Genomic DNA, 17705 nt, shown 5'->3' on the forward strand with positions numbered 1-17705 from the left:
GGGGGGCGCGCGGGTGGGTGATCCACTCGAGACCGGACGGGGCGGCTTAGATGCCGGGTCGTGCCACGGCCCCTGACTTGGCGACGGTCTGCCAACGGGGGCGCCGGTACAGCTTCACGAACCCCCAGACCACCGCGGCCAAACACAGCAGTCCGAGAACGGTGCCGAGCCACTCGGCGCGGGGGAACATGCTCTGCGGTATCGCAACCGAGAACCAGGCGAGCAGGAACCAGCCGATCCGCCGCAGCCAGCGTTGTCCTCCGGTCGCCCGCGGCGGGAAGGTCCACACCGACCGGGTGGCCCGTTCCACCTCAGCGGCTTGGGCCAGCAGGCGCTCGGTGAGCGGCCCCTCCGCCCCGGGCAGTGCCAGCGCCTCAGCAAGATCCCGCTGTGCTACCTCCACCTGCCGGGCTGTGGTGGGTGTCGACGAGCCGTCGTGCAGCACGGACCAGGAGGCCTGGACCCGTTCGGACAGTACCCAGGCCAGCTGACCGGCGACCTCGGGACGGTCGGGGAAGCGCCGGCGTAGCTCTTCCAGGATCGCCACCGCCTCCGCCCGCTCGCCCTGCCGGGCCAGCACCCGGGCCGCGTTCATCGGGAAGACCGGCTGGGTCGGGGCGAGGCCGGCGGCGTCGTGCCAGGCCTCCAACGCCTCCTTGAGCCGTCCCGCCTTCTCCAGCTCACCGGCCAGGTGGACCAGGTACTCCGGCTGCCGATCCAGTCGGAGCGCCTCCCGGAACTCGAAGAGCGCCTCTCTAGTCCGGCCCATCGCCCGGCTCGCCTCACCCCGGACAGCCCAGGCCTGCGCCTCCCCTGGTCGTTGCTCGGTGGCCTCCCGGGCCGCGTAGGCCGCCGACTCCGCGTCTCCGGCCTGCAGGAAACCGCGGGCGCGCCCCAACCAGTCGACGGGCGCAGGGGTCGGTGACCCGGCCGCGGGGGGCGGCGGATGGGCCGGAGCCGCGGCCGCGGCCGCGGCCGCGGCGAGGTCGGCGTCGTGTCGCCGACGACGCAGCGGATCGAGCAATTCCTGCTGGGCCCGGTCGATCAGGCGGATCCGGTCCTCGGCCTGGCGTTGACGTTCAACCGTGGGTCCCAGCTGACGCTGTTGCCACTTCCGCTGCTGGACCTTCACCGCCCTCTCGATGTCCGCGGTTTCGGCCGCGGCGTCCAGGTCGAGGATCTCGTAGTAGTTGATCAACTCGGTCATCGGCGTCCCATCTCAGTTGACCGCCAGCCCGCGGATGGCCACAACACCCTGCTCGACCTCGGTCCGGCTCAGGCCGCTGCGGTCGATCTGCAGATCGCCCAGCTTGGCGCCCGTGTCTCGGTGGAAGACCTCGGCGAAGATCACCGCGTCCGCATCGAAGGAGATGACGATGCGCATCGGTGTCGGTTCGGAACGCGGCGGGAGTCGCAGGTGGGCGGAACCCACGATCTGGACGAACTCCACGTCCTCGTCGTCGCCCTCGGTGATCTGGATCAACACCTCGGTCTGGTTGCCCGAGGTGGTCACGAAGTCCTGCTCTCCGTCCGCCGGTATCGCGGTGTTGCGGGGGACCAGGACGTGGTTCCCCTCCCGACCGGTGTCCGTGTCAAGAGCGATGACCCCCAGCCCGAGTGCGGTGACGTCCTGGATCGTGATCCGGGGGGTCCGCGGGGAGGCGGTCAGGAGGTCCGCGCGAATGGCGGCCCCCAGCGCCACCAGCTCGTCGGGGTTGGCGCCGTGCAGCGGGACCAGGCCGGTCAACCCCGAGAGCATCTCGCCGACCATCGGCATTCGGGTCGACCCGCCGACCAGCAGCAGGTGGTCGATGTCCGACCAGTCGAGCCGGGCATCCTCCACGGCCAGATCGGCGATCGACCGGGTCCGGGCCAGCAGACCCCGCGTCAGCGAGGCGAACAGTTCCCGCGTCACCGGCACCGGCACCATCCGGCCGGCGGCCCGCAGGAACACCTTGGTCTCGGCCACCGTGGTCAACGTGCGCTTGACCGTCTCCGCCTTGTCCCGTAGCTCGGCTGCGGCCCGGTCGTCGTCCAGCAGGTCGACCCCCGTCTGCCGCTGCACCTCACCGGCCAGGTGGCCGATCAGCTCGTTGTCCCAGTTGAAGCCGCCCAGGTTGCGATCACCACGGGTGGCCAACACCTCGAACCGATCGCCCCGGACGTCCATCACCGTCACGTCGAACGTGCCGCCACCGAGGTCGTACACCAGGATCCGGCCGTTCAGCGCCGTCCGCAGACCGTGCGCCAGGGCCGCCGCCGTGGGCTCGTTGATGACCCCCAGCACCTCCAGCCCGGCCATCTCGCCGGCGTCCTGGGTCGCCCGCCGTCGGGCGTCGTCGAAGTACGCGGGCACGGTGATGACCGCCTGGGTCACCGGGGCGCCCAGGGCCAGCTCGGCGTCCTCCTTCAACCGGCGCAGGATGATCGCCGAGACCCACTCCGCGCCGTACTCCTCGCCGCCGGAGGTCACGAAGGTCCAGTGCGGGTCGCCCATGTTGCGCTTGACGAACTGCACGACGTCCTCCGGCGCCGAGGTGGCCATCTGCTTGGCCATCGAGCCGACGACGGCCTCGTCCTCCAGGAAAAGGACCACCGACGGGGTGATCCGTTCCCCCTCCCGGTTGAGCAGGATCTCCGGGCCGTTCTCCCCGACCACGGAGACCGCGCAGAACGTGGTGCCCAGATCGATGCCGATCGCACGCGTCACCACAGGCCCCCTCTGACATCATCCCGACCGGTCTTCCCCGGCGACCTCGCGCGACCGGCGCGGCAACGACCTAATCGGGACACCCATTGTCACCGCAGGTGAGCTTAGGTCAGCAGAACCAGCCTCGGCGGGCTGAACGGGTGGATCTGTTGATGGTCGGCACCGCCATGATGGACAAGACGGTCACAGAATGTTTCCGATGTGGACCGAACCCGGTCGATGTCCGATTGATGGCCTACGATCCGGCCTGGACCAGGGGAGTCGGACGAACCGTGCGGGGGTACGTGGTGATCGGTCGTGTCCGAACGGTGTTCGGGGTGGCCCCGACCGCGGGTCGAGGGTCGTGGGCCGCCTCCGGGTCCGACCCCGGCCGGAGCCGGGTCGACCCCACGGGCAACCGGTGGCCGGCCATGCCGTCCGATGCAGCATGAGTGACCGCCCCGGCCCTTCCGGCGAGGACTGGGCCGCGCCTCCCTCGGGAGAATTCTCCGGCTCATCCCCCGGTGCGGGGGGAGCGTCCGCCAGCCCGTGGCTGGCAGCATCCGCCGGCGTGCAGGGCGGCGGTGCTCCGCAGGGCGGCGGGTGGCCCGACCCGGTACCCGCCAGGGGTGAATCGACACCCTGGGGGCCAAACCCCGCCGCAGCCGGAGTGCCCCGGGTAGATCAATCGGCCGACCCTGGGCCGCCGTCGTTCGGTTCGGGTTCCCCGGTCACCGCGCCGGTCTGGCTGCTGGCTCTGGGCGTCGTCGTCCCGCTGCTCGCGCTGCCCCTGGCCCTGCTGTCCGGCCTGGCGGCCCACGTCGCCGGCTGGGCGATCGCGATCGGCGGCAGCCTCGGTGCGCTGGCCGCCTTCACCGTCGTGGACCTGCGCCGCCGCAGCAGCCGCTGGTACGTCGACCGACCCGGCCTACTGGGGGCTCTGCGGGTAGCCGTCCTGCTCCTCGGGTTCGTGGTGGCCGGTGCATTCGCCTACCTGATCGCCGACGCCGTCGCCCGGTTGGACTGGTGGTTCTGATGCCCCGTGTCCTGGCCCGCCTCACGACGGCGGTCGCTTCGGCGGCGCTATTGTTCGCCGCCCTGCCCGCCACCGCCCTGCCCGCCACCGCACTGCCCGCCGACGCCCACGGCCGGCTTCCCGCTGTGGGGAGCCGCGCAGCCGCCGATCCGTCGACCGTCCTGGGCAATTTGTCCGCCTGCCTCGCTGAGCGCAAGGCGGGCGATCTGGTGCTCCTGATCGACACCTCGGGCAGCCTGGGGGGCGAGGGGGGGACAGATACGACGGGGGTGCGGGTGGATGCCGCGCAGTCGCTGCTCACGCGTCTGGCCGCCACGTTCACCACCTCGGGCGCCGCTGTCGACGTCGCGGTCGCCGGGTTCGACGACGACGTGACGTCGGTCGTCGACTTCACTCCGCTCACCGAAGCGAACCTGCCCACGCTCGACGCCGCCGTGGAGGGGTTCACCCTGCTGGACCGCGGCTCGGAGACTGACTACTGGTCGGCGCTCACCTGGCTCAACCGCACTTTCCAGGCGCGCAGCACGCCCGACGCGGTGTCCGACTGCCGGTTCGCCGTCTGGTTCAGCGACGGCATGTTCACCATCTCTGCGCGGGACGGTTCCGACCTGGGACGGCTGGACCCGCCCACCGGCCAGACCAAGGACGTCCCCGGTTTCGAGAACGTGCCCCTGACAAGCGAGTCGGTGGCCGACGAAGTACGGGCCGTGGCCACCGCCGAGCTGTGCCGTCCCGGCGGCGTCGCCGACCAAATGCGCCTGGACGGCATCACGATGATCGCCGTCGGGCTCGGCGGGGACGCTAGCCAGTTCGACTTCATGAAGCGGTACGCCGAGAACCCGACCGGCGACTGCGGTGAGCAACCGGCCGCCGGCCTGTTCGTTCCCGCGGGTTCGGTCGGTGCGTTGTTCCTCACCCTGGACCGGCTCGGCCAGCTCGGTGGCGGCACCGGCCCCTTGGAGCCCCGCCAGGTCTGCGAACTGACCACCTGCGCCGAGGGTCGCTACCCCTTCGCCCTGGACAACACCCTGGGTACGGTGCATCTCGCCGCGGTGGTCAGCGACGAGGTCGGATCACTGCTGGCCAGTTCCGACCTCCAGGTCGAACTGGTCCCGCCGGACGGCGGCGATCCGCTCGTGATCTCCGGGCAGGGCGGCGCGGGGACGGGTACCGCGGCCGGCGCCGTCGCCACCGCGACCTACCGCTGGTTCCAGGGTGGCGGCCTCACCATCGACCTGGACCGCAACGTCGACCAGAGCTGGGCCGGGGAGTGGTCGCTGACGTTCATCGACACCACCGGCACCCATCCCGATGCCGTCTCGCAGGTGCAGATCACCCTGGCCAGCGACTTCCAGATCGTCCCGACGGTGGAATCGGCGAAGACCCCGTGGCAGGCCGGCGTCGACGGCTCGGTCGAGTTCCTGCCGCAGCGACTCGACGGGAGCTCCGCGCCCTTGGACGCGCTCCCGGCCGGGCTGACCACAGAGGCGACCCTGACCCTGCCCGGCTCCGACGGCGAGGTCGTCCCCATCGAGGTCGGGTTCGACGGCCCCGTCTCGGTGCCGCTACCCCGTGACGTCCCCATCGGCACGGCCACCGTCCAGGTATCGCTGGTCATCACCCTGGCCGGGGAACAGCTCGCGCCGGTGGTCCGGCAGGCCTCGGTGGAGATCATCCCGCCGTTCGGGTCGCCCGTGATCCCGGCGAGCCAGCTCGTCGACTTCGGCGCGATCGAGGGCCTTGCGCAGGCCGCGGGCACCCTTACGGTCACCGGGGCCGACAACGGGGACGGTTGCGTCCGGGTGGGCGCCACCGATCTGCAGGTGAACCCGCCGTCGGTGGACACGGCCACCATCACCGGGGCCGACCCGACCTGCATCGTCGTGCCCGCCGGCCGCACGGTGCAGGTGCCCGTCACCCTCGCCCTGGGGGCCGAGGGGAACGGCGCGTTGCAGGGGACCGTCGACGTGGAGGTGTCGCCGGCCGACGATCCGTCGGTGGTGTCCACCTCCACCGTCGCCTTCCGCGCCGAACTGACCCGCACCCCGCAGGCGGCGGTGAAGACGGCGGTGCTGATCGGTGTGCTGCTACTCGGGCTGCTCATCCCGTTGCTCATCGCCCTGCTCGGGCGGCGGGCCACCGCCCGTTTCCCCACCGGTCAGGACGTTGCCCTCAGCGCCGTCCCGATCGACGTGCGGATCGGTCCGCGTGGCCTCACCACCCCGGACGGACGAGCCCTGGCCGTTCCGGCCGATGGCTGGCAGCCGGTCCCTCCGCCGGGTGCCGGCCGCCGCACCCTGCTGGTCGGCGGTCTCGTCCTGCGGGCCCGCGCCGGGTGGAAGCTCACCGAACCGGGCCACGCTCAGCTCGACGGGCCGGAGGTCATCGGGACCGGCAGCCTCGCCCCGCACCACGACCCGGCCGGCCGGCCGCGGATGCCCCTCGCCGTTCAGGGCACGTGGCTGGTCACCGTTCCCCGGACCCTCGGCGCGTCCCCGCTCCCCGACGTACCGGCGCGACTGCTCCTCGTCGTCGACACGGCGGCCGACGAACCGGCGCGGGCAACGCTGCTCGCCGACGCCGTCCGTGATGCGCCGGGGCTGCTGCAGGACGCCCGCACGGCGGCCTCGGCCGGGTCAGCGCCGGATCCCGGTGCGGGCGGTCCGCCGTCGGATACGTCGTCCGGTGCGCCGGCAGGAACGCGGCCCTCCGACGGATGGAGCGGCAGGGGGACGAACGGATGGGGTGGCGCATCGTCCACCCCGTCCGGACAGCCTGCCGACCCGGGCGTGTGGCCCGGCAGCGGGTCCGGATCCGCCCCCTCCGGATGGCCTTCCGCTCCCGGATCGGTCGGCGGTCTACGGCCGGGTGCGACCCAGCCGGGCTGGGGTCCACCGCCCCGGCAGGACGGCTGGTCGTGACCACCCGCCCCGCGCAGCCGGCACACCTCCCGCACCACTGAGCTCTGTCCGTCCACCGCCCCGGTTCCCGGTGGCACCCACGTCCACAGCGTTGAAAGGGATCTGGCCCATGCACAAGATCTACGTCGTCGGGCTCGGTGGGTCGGGCGGCAAGACCCTGCAGTTCCTCATGGACCAGCTGACCACCGAGCTGCGTCAGCGGGGGTGGGACCGGGAGAAGCTCCCGCGGTGCTGGCAGTTCGTGCACGTCGACGTGCCCGCCCAGCCCGACGGGGTGGGGGACGGCCTGCCGCCGACGGTTCCCCAACAGGGTGGCACCTACATCCCGGTGACCACCCCGAACGATCACTACCGGCAGCTCGACCTCGGCCTGGAGCAGGCCCTGGCCCAGCCGTCGGTCAACCAGTTGCGCCAGCTCGTCCGCTGGCGGCCGGACGCCTCCCGGGTGACCACGCCGATCGTGCTCGGTGCCGGTCAGTTCCGGGCGGTGGGCCGACTGGCCACGCTGGCCCGGGCCCGGCAGATCTTCGAGGGGCTGCGGGATGCGGCCCAGGCCCTGAACTCCGGTGCGGCCAACGAGGACTTCGCGGAGCTCCTCCGGGTGCTCGGACAACGGAGCGCACCGGCCCAGGGGACGATGGTGATCGTGGTGTCGTCGCTGGCCGGCGGCACGGGCGCCTCCATGACGCTGGACGTCTGCAACCTGCTGCGCGGGGTCCAGCACGAGCTGCCCGACTTCCCCGGCGGGGAGGCGGTGGCCTACCTTTACACCCCTGACGTGTTCGGCAAGCTGGACGAGTCGGCGCGGGCCGGGGTCAATGCGAATGCCTTGGGCACCATCGCGGAGCTGATGAGTGCCCGGGCCGCCGCCCAGAAGCCGTGGACCACCCAGGAGTGGAACGTCTACCGCGTCGGCCAGGCGCCGACGACGCCGGGACGCGGCCCCAAGGCAGTGTTCCCGGTCGGGGCGACCAATGGCATCAGCGGCGCGCTGTTCGGCGACGGCCGGTCCAACACCATCTACCGGGGCTTTTCCCGGGCGCTGTCGGCCATGGTGCTTTCGGAGGAGCAGCAGACCCAGATCATGAGTTACGTCGTCGCCAACTTCGGCAACTCCGACGCCCTGCCGGACAACTCGGACCTGGCCTGGGCACCCGGCGGCGGCCGCGACGCCCTCGGGTTCGGTGCCATCGGCTTCGCCTCCATCGGCCTGGGCCGGGATCGTTACGCCGAGTACGTCGCCCAGCGGCTGGCACGGCTCGCCGTGGAACGACTGCTCCGGGGGCACCACGACACGTCCGTGTTGCAGGGCCAGCGAACCGAGATCGAGGCCCGCGACCAGTACGCGGCCGACGGGTACCCCGTCCTGCTGGGCTGGGCGGGCCTGCCCCCGGTGCCGCCGGTGGACGAGTACACCCCGCTGCGGCAGTGGGTGGCCGACCTCTGGCCGGCGCAGCAGCAGGACCGGCTCGTTGGTGACGCCGTGCGGCGGCTGTTCGGCGAGGCGGCGCCGGCCGGGACACGGCAGAAGGCGAGCTGGTTCGCCCAGCAGCTCGGGGCCTCGATCCCGCGGTACCACCAGCAGGTGGCCCAGGCCGCGGACGCGGCGGCCCGGCAGGCTGCGGGCGCACGCTGGGTCGGTGCGATCCAGGCCCGGATCGAGGTGGCGGTCCTGCGCAGCACCGCCCGCTGGGGGATACCGGTGACCCGGAGGATCGTCGATCGGCTGGGCGACGACCTGAAGAACTGGGCCGGCTGGCTGCGGGCCCGGTCGGCTGTCCCCGGCACGGGTGACCAGCTCGCTGGCGACGTGCTCACGCCGTTCTACGCAACCGAGGGGACCATCGACGCGCAGCACGCCCTGCTCGTCGAGGCCCGGCGCACTCTGCAGCAGCGCCTCGCCGACCTGGCCCTTCGGTGCGGGGCCGCGGTAGCCGCCGACCTGGTCGACGGGCTGACCGCCGAGGTGGTCCGCCCGCTGGCGGCCGGCCTGGCCGACGTGGAGAACGGGCTGGTCGCCGCCGAGGCCGCGCGGGCAGTGGACGCGGTTGCCTCCTCGGTGCGCACGGGGGTCGTGCAGGCCTGGCCCTTCGGGGACGCGGTGCCGACCCGGTTCGCCACAGCGACCAACGAGGTGCTGTTGGAGAACATCGATTCCTATCCCTCCCGGTTCCGGGCCCACATCGAGGACACCTTCGGGACCACGACCATGCCGTCCGGTGTCCGTCCGTCGGCGGAGGAGTCGCAGAACCTCGCCATTGAGCAGGTGATCACCTTCCTGACCTTGGATCCCAATGGCGCGTTCGGCGTCGACGGCGTCGAACAGCTCACCGCGTTCGGCGAGGACGCCCTGACTCCGGTGAAGATCGGCCGCCGGGGGAGCTGGTGGCCGCGGTTGCTGGCCGGTGCGGCCGCCGCGCAGACGGCGCGGTACGAGCCGCAGCTGACCGCCGCGACCCTGCTGGCTGGATCCCGGGCCTGGGTGACCCGTCCGGGTCAGCCGCTCCAGGCCTTCGTCCGGCAGGGTCTGCGCGCCTATCTGGACTCGATGAACCTGCAGGGCTCCCACCAGCGTGAGCGGTTGGAGGGAGAGTTCGCCAGTCGCTTCCGGACGGCACTGCAGCTGGCCGCGCCGCTGGTCGGGGTCCACCCGTCGATGGTCACCGCGGTGCACGGCGAACCGGTCAAGGTGTCGTACCAGTTCTCCGCGGCCCCACTGCGTTCCGCGCCGTCCGCGTTGCGCGAGATCACCCAGAGTATTCAGGCCGACCCGTCGATCGATTCCCGCCCCACCCTGGAGCGGCTCGAGCAGGCGCTGGCCACCGAGCAGGCCAACATCGACCTGCCCCGCATCGACATCGTCGGCACCTACGCCCAGCCCTACTCGCCGCTGGTGTTCACCTCGCTGCTGGGTCCAATCCAGCAACAGTGGGCCACGGCCATCGCCGCCCAGCAGCGGACCGCGTTCTGGCGTTGGCGTCGGGGCCGTCCACTGCGCGAGTTCGTCCCTGTCTCCCCGGCCTGGTTCCAGGCGTTCATCACCGGTTGGTTGGTCGGGCGGATCACCGGGGAGGTCCGCACCCCCCGCCCCGACGACCTGGACCAGCGGATCACCGTCTGGGACGACGGGGCGTGGGTGGCGTTCCCGGAGTCGCTGCTTGGCGTGCAGAAGATCAACCACGACGTGGACGGATGGGCGATCCCGGCCGCGGTGGCCGAGTCGCTCGCACTCGCGCTGGCGCAGTGCAATGCCGACCCGACGATGGCGGCCCTGCGCCCCTATCTGGCCACCCGGCGATTGGGGGACGAGCTTCCGCTACCCGGCAGCGCCCGGCACGCCGCCCTGCACGCCTGGATCGTCAGCGGTGCATCACGATCGGGAGCGGCGCCGCAGATAGTCCGCGCCTCGGACGGGTTGGGCACCGCCGATGAGCGCCGCGAGACCGCGGTGGACTGGTTGACCCGGCTGCGGTCGTCCGTGGTGACCAAGCTGCTGCCGCACGACATATCCGGCGCCCCCGGCACCGGCCCGTTCGCCGAGATCACCCGGCACAATTTCATGGACGTTCCTCGGGAATGGGAGATCGCGGACAACCTGGTGCTCGGGGTGGACGAGGTCCTCGCCGAGCTGCAGCGGCCGGAGTACCGCGCCGACGGCCGTTCGACCGTCGTCGGTGGCATCGACGACGTGCTGGCGTAGGGGGAAAGATGCATGTTCTCGTCGTGGGCCGGCTCGGTCGCCCGGAAACCGGCGCAGTCCGTGCCGTCCTGCATGACTGGTCGGCGGTCGGGCTCGTGGAGCCGTGTATGTGGGTCGACGCGGACGGTGATCCGCGGTCGGCCGTCCGGATCGTGGACGGGCTGGCCGAACGGGTCGACCTGCCGTTCTGGTTGCCCCGCAACCCCGGTCCGGTGCGGCTGGTGACCCTCCAGGTGTTGGACGGTCCGGACGCGGTCCTGCCCGCAGACGCCGTCCGGCGGGTGGCCGACGAGGTGCGCCTGCCGCCCGGGACGGTGGCCGTCAATGTCCTGGTCCCCGTCGACCGGTTGGCCCCGGTGTCCACCGACGCAGTTCACGATTCGCAGGTCAACATCCTGGTCCAGCCGGTGGACGGCAGCACCCCGGTGTCGGCCACCGAGCCGCTGACCGTCCGATCGCCGATGTTCCCGGCCCACGGTGCGGCGGCCCTGGCCACCGCTGCCGGACTGTGGACGGGGATGGCGGCCGCGCCGCTGGACGCCGAACGTCCGTGGTCGGGCACCCTCCTGGCGGTCGCCCGCTCCTACCACCGTCGACTGGACGCGACACCCGTCGTCGACCGGCTCGCCGCCGAGGTGTTCGGCCGCGACGGCACGCTGCCGGTGACCCGGTCCTCCCTCGGCGAACCCCTCGGTGTGGTCGCAGCCCAGGCACCGGCTGCGGAGGCTGCCGCACGGGCAGTGCTGGACAAGCACGCCTCGGTGACCCGGTTCCACCCGCCGCCGGTGTTCCGACCGCCGCCCTCGACACGACTCTCCTTCGGCGGAGCGGCCAAGATGTTCGCTTCCTTCGTGGGACGCGCACTGCTGCACTCACCGCAGAACTGGGCCCGGGCGATGCTGGAGGCGGCCAAGAACCGGATCGAGACCGGCACGACGTCCTGGATGTTCGGCAACGAATCCCGCTACGCCGTGGTGCTGAACGGCCTGCAACCGGGCGGGGGCGATCAAGCCACTGCGTTGCAGCACTCGGCGCAGGCGCTGCTGGGCCTGGCCCAGGGCAGCGAGCCGCCGTCGGTGGCGGCGGCCGAGCTGTGGAACGACACGGTGCGCACGGCCGCGTCGCTGGTGGACGGAGGGCACCCTGTGACGGGCGTACCCCTGCCTACCCAGGGGTCGTTGCGGCTGGTGCTCGACGATCCCTCTCGGGTGGTTCCCGCCCCCGGGACCCCGGCGTTCCCGGTGCCCGCCGAGGCCCCCGGGGGGCGGTCCGGTCCGATCGCTGCCAATGACCCGTACCACGCCCTGCAGGTCGAGCGGGAGCTCGACCGGGTCGCCGCAGACCTGGGCGCGGGAACAGGACCGGGGGTGGCCCAGGCCGCCGCCGTGCAGCGATTGCGATCGGACCTGCATCACTGGCGAGAGCAGCACCGCAGCTTCGGTGTCGGGATCGGTGTCGGGCTGGCGAGTGAACTGGAGCAGGCCCGGCTGATGCAGGCCGACGTCCTGCAACCCGTCCCGGAGCTCACCGAGGAGGAACTGCAGGCGCCGCTCCGGGCGCAGGCTCGCGCCCGGCGGATGGTCTTCGTTTGGCTCGGCGTCCTGGTCCTCCTGCTGGGCGGCGGCGGTGCCCTGTGGGGCAACGGGCTGATCGGCGGGGGGGTGTTCGCCGGGGTTGTCGTGGTGTCCTTGCTGTTCTGCGTCCTGGGGGCGATCGCCAGCTTCCAGCGCGGTCAGCGGGCGTTGTTTAAGGCGCTGTACCGGCTCGACGTCCAAGCCGCCCGGCGGACCTGGCTCCGGGAGCACGCGGTGACGGTCACCCAGGAGGTGGTCCGGCTCGCCGGGCTCTATCGACAGAGCCGGATGTGGTCCGACGTGCTGGCCCAGCACGTCCACCAGCCCTTCGGACGGTTGACCGACCAAGTGGCGGGGGGCTTCCCGAGCACGCTCTCGGGTGATCTGCCCTTGGCCATGTCGGTCGCAACCGCCCGGTTCTCCCCGGACGAGCACGAGGCGGTGGTCTACCAAGCACGCGGGCAGATGTTGCGCCCCGGTTGGCTGGCCGAACAGATCCGCCGCCGCCAGAATCTGGTGCTCGCCCAGGTCGAACGTCGGACCGGGCGTCAGCTGGAGAGTCGACTGGGCTCAGACGTTGAGCTGGGTGCGGAGGGGCCGTTGGCGTCTTACCTGCATGGTCTGCGGGATCCGGACCTGCAGGCGCTGGCCCGGGAAGCGGCCATCGCCCGCCTGATCGAGACAGTCGACGGCCAGACGTCGGGTACGGCGTCCGACCGCCTGCTGTCTCTGGTCCGGGTGGATGCCGGAGCGATGCGCGGTGACCACGACTGGGCGTCCGTGGCAGCACCGTTGACCCAGCCGGTCGATCAGCTGGCCCACGAGGGGTTCAGCGCCACCGGCATCACCAACGGCTCCAGCCGGGTGGCGCGGACGTTCCTGGCCGCGTACCCCGCTCCTGTACGGGAGGGCTTCACCACAATGGCGGTCCCGCCTTCGCTGGGGCGGCATCAGCTGGACCGCACCGTCATCAGGCTCGATCTGTCACGGCCCGTGCCGCTCGACGACCTTGCATCCTTCGGCGAGTCCGGCCAGCAGCCGCCCCCGGCGGCGCAGGGCGGCTCCGTCATCGACGTACGGGCCTGAGATGACACCGCGCGCTGCAGCGGCTCGCGGTCAGTCGACCGTGCGTGCGCACTCGGCCAGCCCACGGGCCAGCAGGGGGACGTCCACCGGCGTCACCGTCACCGTGACCGTCCGCGGGCCGCTCGGCTGCTCGGCGCTCACGGGGGCGCCCACCAGCACCGTGACGACCGACGCTGGCAGGTGCGCGGGCAGGGAGGGGTCGTCGGTGAGGACGATCTGCAATCCGCCGTGTCCGGCCCGCCGTTCGCACTCGGCGATCAGGTGCGTCCGGTTGCCGGTGACCAGGCCCTGCGCCGTGAGCTGGTCGAAAAGGGCTGAGCCCGGATCGGCTTCCAGCGACAGTTCCCGTGTGCTCCCGCCGGGTAGAAAGCTGGTGGATACCGCCGACTGTGACGACGCGCCGGCCACTGCTTGCACGGCGCGGAGCGCGGCCGCCAGGCGCCCGTCGACGAGGGCGGGCCGCATCGAGGCGGAAAGGTCGACCAGCGCTGCCACCGACGAGCGCCGCCGCACCGCCCCTGACGACCTGGCCGCGTCCACCGCGGCCTGCAGGTGGGCCGGGACAGGAACGGATCGCACCGGCTCGCCGTCGATTCTGGGCTGCCCGCGCCGGTCGGCAGCCGGCCCGGGGTTCGTCCGTGCCGGGCTGTCCGCCCGGGAGGCCGGTGCCGGGTCCGGGACCGTATCCGTCTCTGCAGTATGGGCCGCGTCGGGAGTCTCGGGCTGGGCCAGCGCGAGGATCCCCCAGCCCGTGGCGGTCCGCAGAAGCTCGAGGACCAGGGTGCTGCACCCCGGTTCTACCGACGCCCCCGGATGCAGGACGGAGTCGTCGGGGTTGCCGGTCAGCGGTGACACGGCCACCCCGACCACCCGGGGGGCGGCCGGCTGGACGCTCAGCCGGAGCCGGTCGACCCCGCCGGGAACTCCGTCGAGGTTGATCCGCCACTCCTCGCCGCTGCGGGCGGTGTCACGCTGCAGCCACCGCAAGCCCGTGCCACCCTCCCAGCGGTGCTCGCCGTCCGGGCCGGTCCACCCGGCGGTGGCGGTGTCCCCGGGACGGAAACCCTGCCATTCGACGCGCAGTTGGGCCGCAGGGGCTGGAACGGGCTGGTGGAGCTGGAGGTGGACGGCCATCAGCATTCCCTTCACGGTCAGGCTGGGCCTGAACAGTAACAACGAACCCCGCGCGCGGGGCGGCCGCCCACGGCTCGCCCCCGACGGGCCATCCCGACAGGGCACATACCGCCAGGGCCCGGTCCTGCACAGCACGAGGATGACGCGATGACGAGCACCAAGGACGCGGCTGAGCAGCTGGCCCTCCGCATGTACGCGCTCCGCGACGAGTACGGGCTGAAGCTGGTCGATGCGGTGATCCGGCAAGCGGCGAAGGACGCCGGCGGCACCCTCGAGTCGCTGGACCGACGGTTCCGGATGGCTGGGCTGCCGCAGCCGCGGAACATCCTCCGACAGCTCGTCGAGCTCCGGACCACAGCCGAGAAGGCGCTGCCCCCGCCTTCACCGGGATTTGTCGTCGACGGGCCGACACCGGACGCCCCCGTCTCGCCGCCGGTGCCGGCCGCTCCCGCGTGGGCGGGTCCCCCCGCCTGGTACGACCGGATGACGCGGGACGAGCCGACCCCCCCGCCGAACGGGCCGCCGGTCGCGGCTCCGCCGTCCCCAGCCGGGCCGCCCAGCTGGTACACCCCGCCGGAGCTCGACGTCCCACCGGCTGCAGTGAATCCGCCGGCTGCGCGGAGTTCGCCGGCTGCGCAGGTCCCGCCGGCTGCGCAGACCGACCCGTATCCGGGTATCCCGTCTGGGTCTGCGGGCGCCTCCCGGCTTCCGGTGACCGAGGCGGACCTGGTCGACCCGCTCAGGCTCTCGGCCCGTTGTGACGTGTTCGGCGCGGTGGACGAGCGGCTGCAGATCCGTACCGACAACGGGCGAGTGATCCTGCGCTGGCCGGCGGCCGCCGACCTGGGATCCGATCCCGTCTACCTGGTGGTGGCCGCCGACGCGGTCGTTCCGGAATCCCCGGACGACGGGCATCGGGTGGTGGCCAGCCTCCTCAACCAGGTGATCGTGCCCGGGGGGAGCGGCCCGGCCTTTGCTGTCTTCGCCTACCCGGTTTCCCACGCCGGCGAGCTGGGCAGCGCGACGGGTGTCCGGCAGGCCATCGGCCGGGTGGTTCCCGAGGTCGGGGACCTCCATCTGGAGGCGCAGGAGCACGGGGTGCTGCTGAGCTGGGTCCGACCGGCCCGTGCCGAACGCGTGCGGGTGATGCGTTCGTTGCCCGACGAGCCGTTGCCGTCCCGGCCCGACCCCTCATTGCAGGTTTCCTTCTCCGGTGACGCCTTCCGGGACGCCGATGTGGAGCCGGGCTCGACCTACGAGTACCGCGTCTACACGGAGTCCCAGGCGATGGGCGGCAGTGGGATGTGGGAGTCGTCCACCGGCGTGACCAGGCAGGTCACCGTCCCGGGCCGGCCGAGCGCCGTGGATGACCTGCAGGCCCACGTCGACGTGCGGTCCCGCCGGGCGGGCGTGTCGGCGAGCTGGACGGCGCCCCGGCGGGGTCGGCCGCGGGTGTACCTGCGCGCCGGGGAGCCTCCGGACGACGTGGTCGCCGGCGCTGTTCTGTCCGCCGAGCAGTTCGCCATGCAGGAGACGCTGCTGGGTCTCCAGGTCCGGGAGCCGGTGATCACGCGCGAGGGCCGGCAGACGATGGACTGGATCGCTCTGGACGACCAGGACGCCGAGGGGAGGACCTCCCGCTGGACGGTCTCGGTGGTGACAGAGTTCGCCGGCCGGACGGTCATCGGTGCGCAGCGGGTGGTCGTGCACGTCGGGGACGTCACCGAGGCTGCGGTTGAGGAGCGGACCGATTGGCAGCTGCTGCGGGTGACCTGGCCCGCCGGCGCCACCTTCCTGGGCATCTGGACGTTGCCGCCCGGGACACCGACCACCGGCGGCCCGCACCGTCGGGTCACCCGGGACGAGTTCGACACCGCGGGTGGGATCGCCCTGCAGTTGGAGCCGCATGCGCAGGATCTCGTCGTGCAGGGCGCAACGCGCTACGGCTCGACCTGGGTGACCGGCGGCGTCGAGCGGGTGACTTACCCGGGTCGGTGGGTGGTGCGGTACCAGCTGGTGGCCGGAGGGCGGTTCGGGGGCTCCCGGCTGCTGCAGGTCGCGGTGGAACGGCCGGACTGGCCGGAGATCGGTCTGGAGCTCGTCGCCGGCACTCAGGGCTTCCCGCTCACCGTGCCCGGGCCTGGTGTCGACGCCCTGTTCCACGGTCGGATGCCGACAGGCTCGCTGGTCCCGGGGCAGTACGTGCCGGCCAGCGCCGAGATCCGGGTGCCGAAGGGCGCGGCGGTGCGCCTGCGAGTCTCCGGCCCGTCCGGCCTGGAACCGCTCGTGGTGGACCCGCTCGATGCGGTGAATCCGCCGCCCCCACCCGGCCCCGTCCCCGTCCTGCGGTGCCCGCGTTGCCTGCGCGGGACCGACCTGGCCGTACAGGCATTCCGGTGCCAGGGCTCCTGCCGCGAGGAACCGGACCTGCCGCAGACGGCCCTGCTGGACCCGGGCATGCCGCCGCGTCCGGAGACGATGCGCCGAGGCAAGCCGGTGTTCACCGTCTCTCGAGCGGTTGACACCGATCGTCCCTTACCGTCGTTCGCCGCACCCGTGGGCACGGCGGTATGTCCCCGGCCGAACTGCGGGCGGCCGAGCCATGAGCACGTGTGTCCGCACTGCCACACGACACTGCCGCCGAACTGGTGGGCACAGGAGGTGCTGGGCGTGGTGGTGGTGGGCGCCCGCAGCTCGGGCAAGACCACCTACCTATCCCTGTTAATCCGACATCTGGAGCAGAACCTGCTGCCGTCGGTGCACGGCAACCTTCACCCGGTTGACGCAGCGTCCGAGGCCAAGCTCGACGTCATGCGCCGGGGTCTGATGGCGGGGCAGCTCGCTGAGGGCACGCAGGGCGCGGAGCAGAACCTGCCCCTGCTCGCCCCGATGCTGGCCGGGATCGGCACGGGGCCGCATGGCCGCGGCCGCAACCTGGCCCTGTTCGACGTGGCCGGTGAGGACATGTCCACCGCCGAGGGGGTGCGGCTGTACAGCCCGGCCTTGTCCGCGGCGGACATGGTGCTCATCCTCATCGACCCGTTGCAGTTGGACGGGGTGCGGGAATGGCTGGACGGAACCGTCCCGCTTCCTCCGCGCGGGGCGCCGCCGGCCAGGGTGGTGCACAACGTCGTTCAGCAGATCCGTCGGCAGGCTGGGGTGCCGACCGGCCCGTTGCCGGTCCGGGCAGCGGTGGCTTTCGCCAAATTCGACGGTCTGCAGGCGGCGGCGTCGATCCCGCAGTCGAGCATCGGCGATCTGATCGGCCCGGGCAACGCCCTGTGGCGGGACCCGTACGTCGGCCGATCCGAGTTGTACCTCGAGCCGGACGGGCGGCGGGTCCATGACGAAGTTCGCGCCCTGCTGGTCCGGATGGGCGAGTCCGGTCTGGTCGCCTTGGTCGAGGACTCCTTCCGTCAGGTGCAGTACTTCGCGGTCTCCGCCCTGGGCCACGGGCCCCGCGGTCGTCAGGTGTCCGCGGCGGGTGCCAGCCCGCAGCGAGTCGGCGACCCGCTGCGTTGGCTGCTGTGGAACGCCGGGTGGGACGGCCGTCGATGAGGCCTCC

At 72.2% G+C, this 17705-nt stretch carries 8 protein-coding genes; 5 read left to right on the plus strand and 3 right to left on the minus strand.

From position 1 onward, the window contains the following. Positions 1–46: 46 nt before the first annotated feature. Both J2S58_RS13465 and J2S58_RS13470 read right to left on the minus strand, forming a co-directional pair. Complete coding sequence (locus tag J2S58_RS13465) at positions 47–1207, minus strand: tetratricopeptide repeat protein (RefSeq protein ID WP_205256613.1); 1161 nt, start codon at positions 1205–1207, stop codon at positions 47–49. Between the two features lie 12 nt (positions 1208–1219). Further along, positions 1220–2710, minus strand: a complete 1491-nt coding sequence (locus J2S58_RS13470) for an Hsp70 family protein (protein WP_205256612.1) — start codon at positions 2708–2710, stop codon at positions 1220–1222. A 649-nt stretch (positions 2711–3359) separates the two neighbouring features. Between J2S58_RS13470 and J2S58_RS13475 the strand changes: the two genes are divergently transcribed. From J2S58_RS13475 to J2S58_RS13490, 4 genes are all read left to right on the plus strand, one after another. Further along, a complete protein-coding gene (locus J2S58_RS13475) occupies positions 3360–3725 on the plus strand; it encodes a hypothetical protein (RefSeq protein WP_205256611.1) in 366 nt (121 codons plus the stop codon). Then, a complete protein-coding gene (locus J2S58_RS13480) occupies positions 3725–6646 on the plus strand; it encodes a VWA domain-containing protein (protein ID WP_205256610.1) in 2922 nt (973 codons plus the stop codon). Before J2S58_RS13475 ends, J2S58_RS13480 begins: the two co-directional genes overlap by 1 nt. A 109-nt stretch (positions 6647–6755) precedes the next feature. After that, positions 6756–10346, plus strand: a complete 3591-nt coding sequence (locus tag J2S58_RS13485; RefSeq protein ID WP_205256609.1) for a tubulin-like doman-containing protein — start codon at positions 6756–6758, stop codon at positions 10344–10346. Between the two features lie 107 nt (positions 10347–10453). Next, on the plus strand, positions 10454–13006 hold the full coding sequence (locus J2S58_RS13490; RefSeq protein ID WP_205256608.1) for a hypothetical protein: 2553 nt from the start codon (positions 10454–10456) through the stop codon (positions 13004–13006). A 30-nt stretch (positions 13007–13036) separates the two neighbouring features. Here J2S58_RS13490 and J2S58_RS13495 read toward each other — a convergent pair whose 3' ends face one another. After that, positions 13037–14140 (minus strand): hypothetical protein, encoded by a 1104-nt coding sequence (locus J2S58_RS13495; protein ID WP_205256607.1) that lies wholly within the window; start codon positions 14138–14140, stop codon positions 13037–13039. Positions 14141–14287: 147 nt separating this feature from the next. Here J2S58_RS13495 and J2S58_RS13500 point away from each other — a divergent pair, with 147 nt between their 5' ends. Beyond that, complete coding sequence (locus tag J2S58_RS13500) at positions 14288–17698, plus strand: hypothetical protein (protein ID WP_205256606.1); 3411 nt, start codon at positions 14288–14290, stop codon at positions 17696–17698. The last annotated feature ends 7 nt before the right edge of the window (positions 17699–17705 follow it).

The organism is Nakamurella flavida (assembly GCF_030811475.1).
GTDB classification, from domain to species: Bacteria; Actinomycetota; Actinomycetes; order Mycobacteriales; family Nakamurellaceae; genus Nakamurella; species Nakamurella flavida.

Bases quoted from the DNA above. Each gene is read 5' to 3' on its own strand.
- J2S58_RS13480 (WP_205256610.1), top strand. From the start codon at position 3,725: ATGCCCCGTGTCCTGGCCCGCCTCACGACGGCGGTCGCTTCGGCGGCG.
- J2S58_RS13495 (WP_205256607.1), bottom strand. From the start codon at position 14,140: ATGGCCGTCCACCTCCAGCTCCACCAGCCCGTTCCAGCCCCTGCGGCC.
- J2S58_RS13485 (WP_205256609.1), top strand. From the start codon at position 6,756: ATGCACAAGATCTACGTCGTCGGGCTCGGTGGGTCGGGCGGCAAGACC.
- J2S58_RS13465 (WP_205256613.1), bottom strand. From the start codon at position 1,207: ATGACCGAGTTGATCAACTACTACGAGATCCTCGACCTGGACGCCGCG.
- J2S58_RS13500 (WP_205256606.1), top strand. From the start codon at position 14,288: ATGACGAGCACCAAGGACGCGGCTGAGCAGCTGGCCCTCCGCATGTAC.
- J2S58_RS13490 (WP_205256608.1), top strand. From the start codon at position 10,454: ATGTGGGTCGACGCGGACGGTGATCCGCGGTCGGCCGTCCGGATCGTG.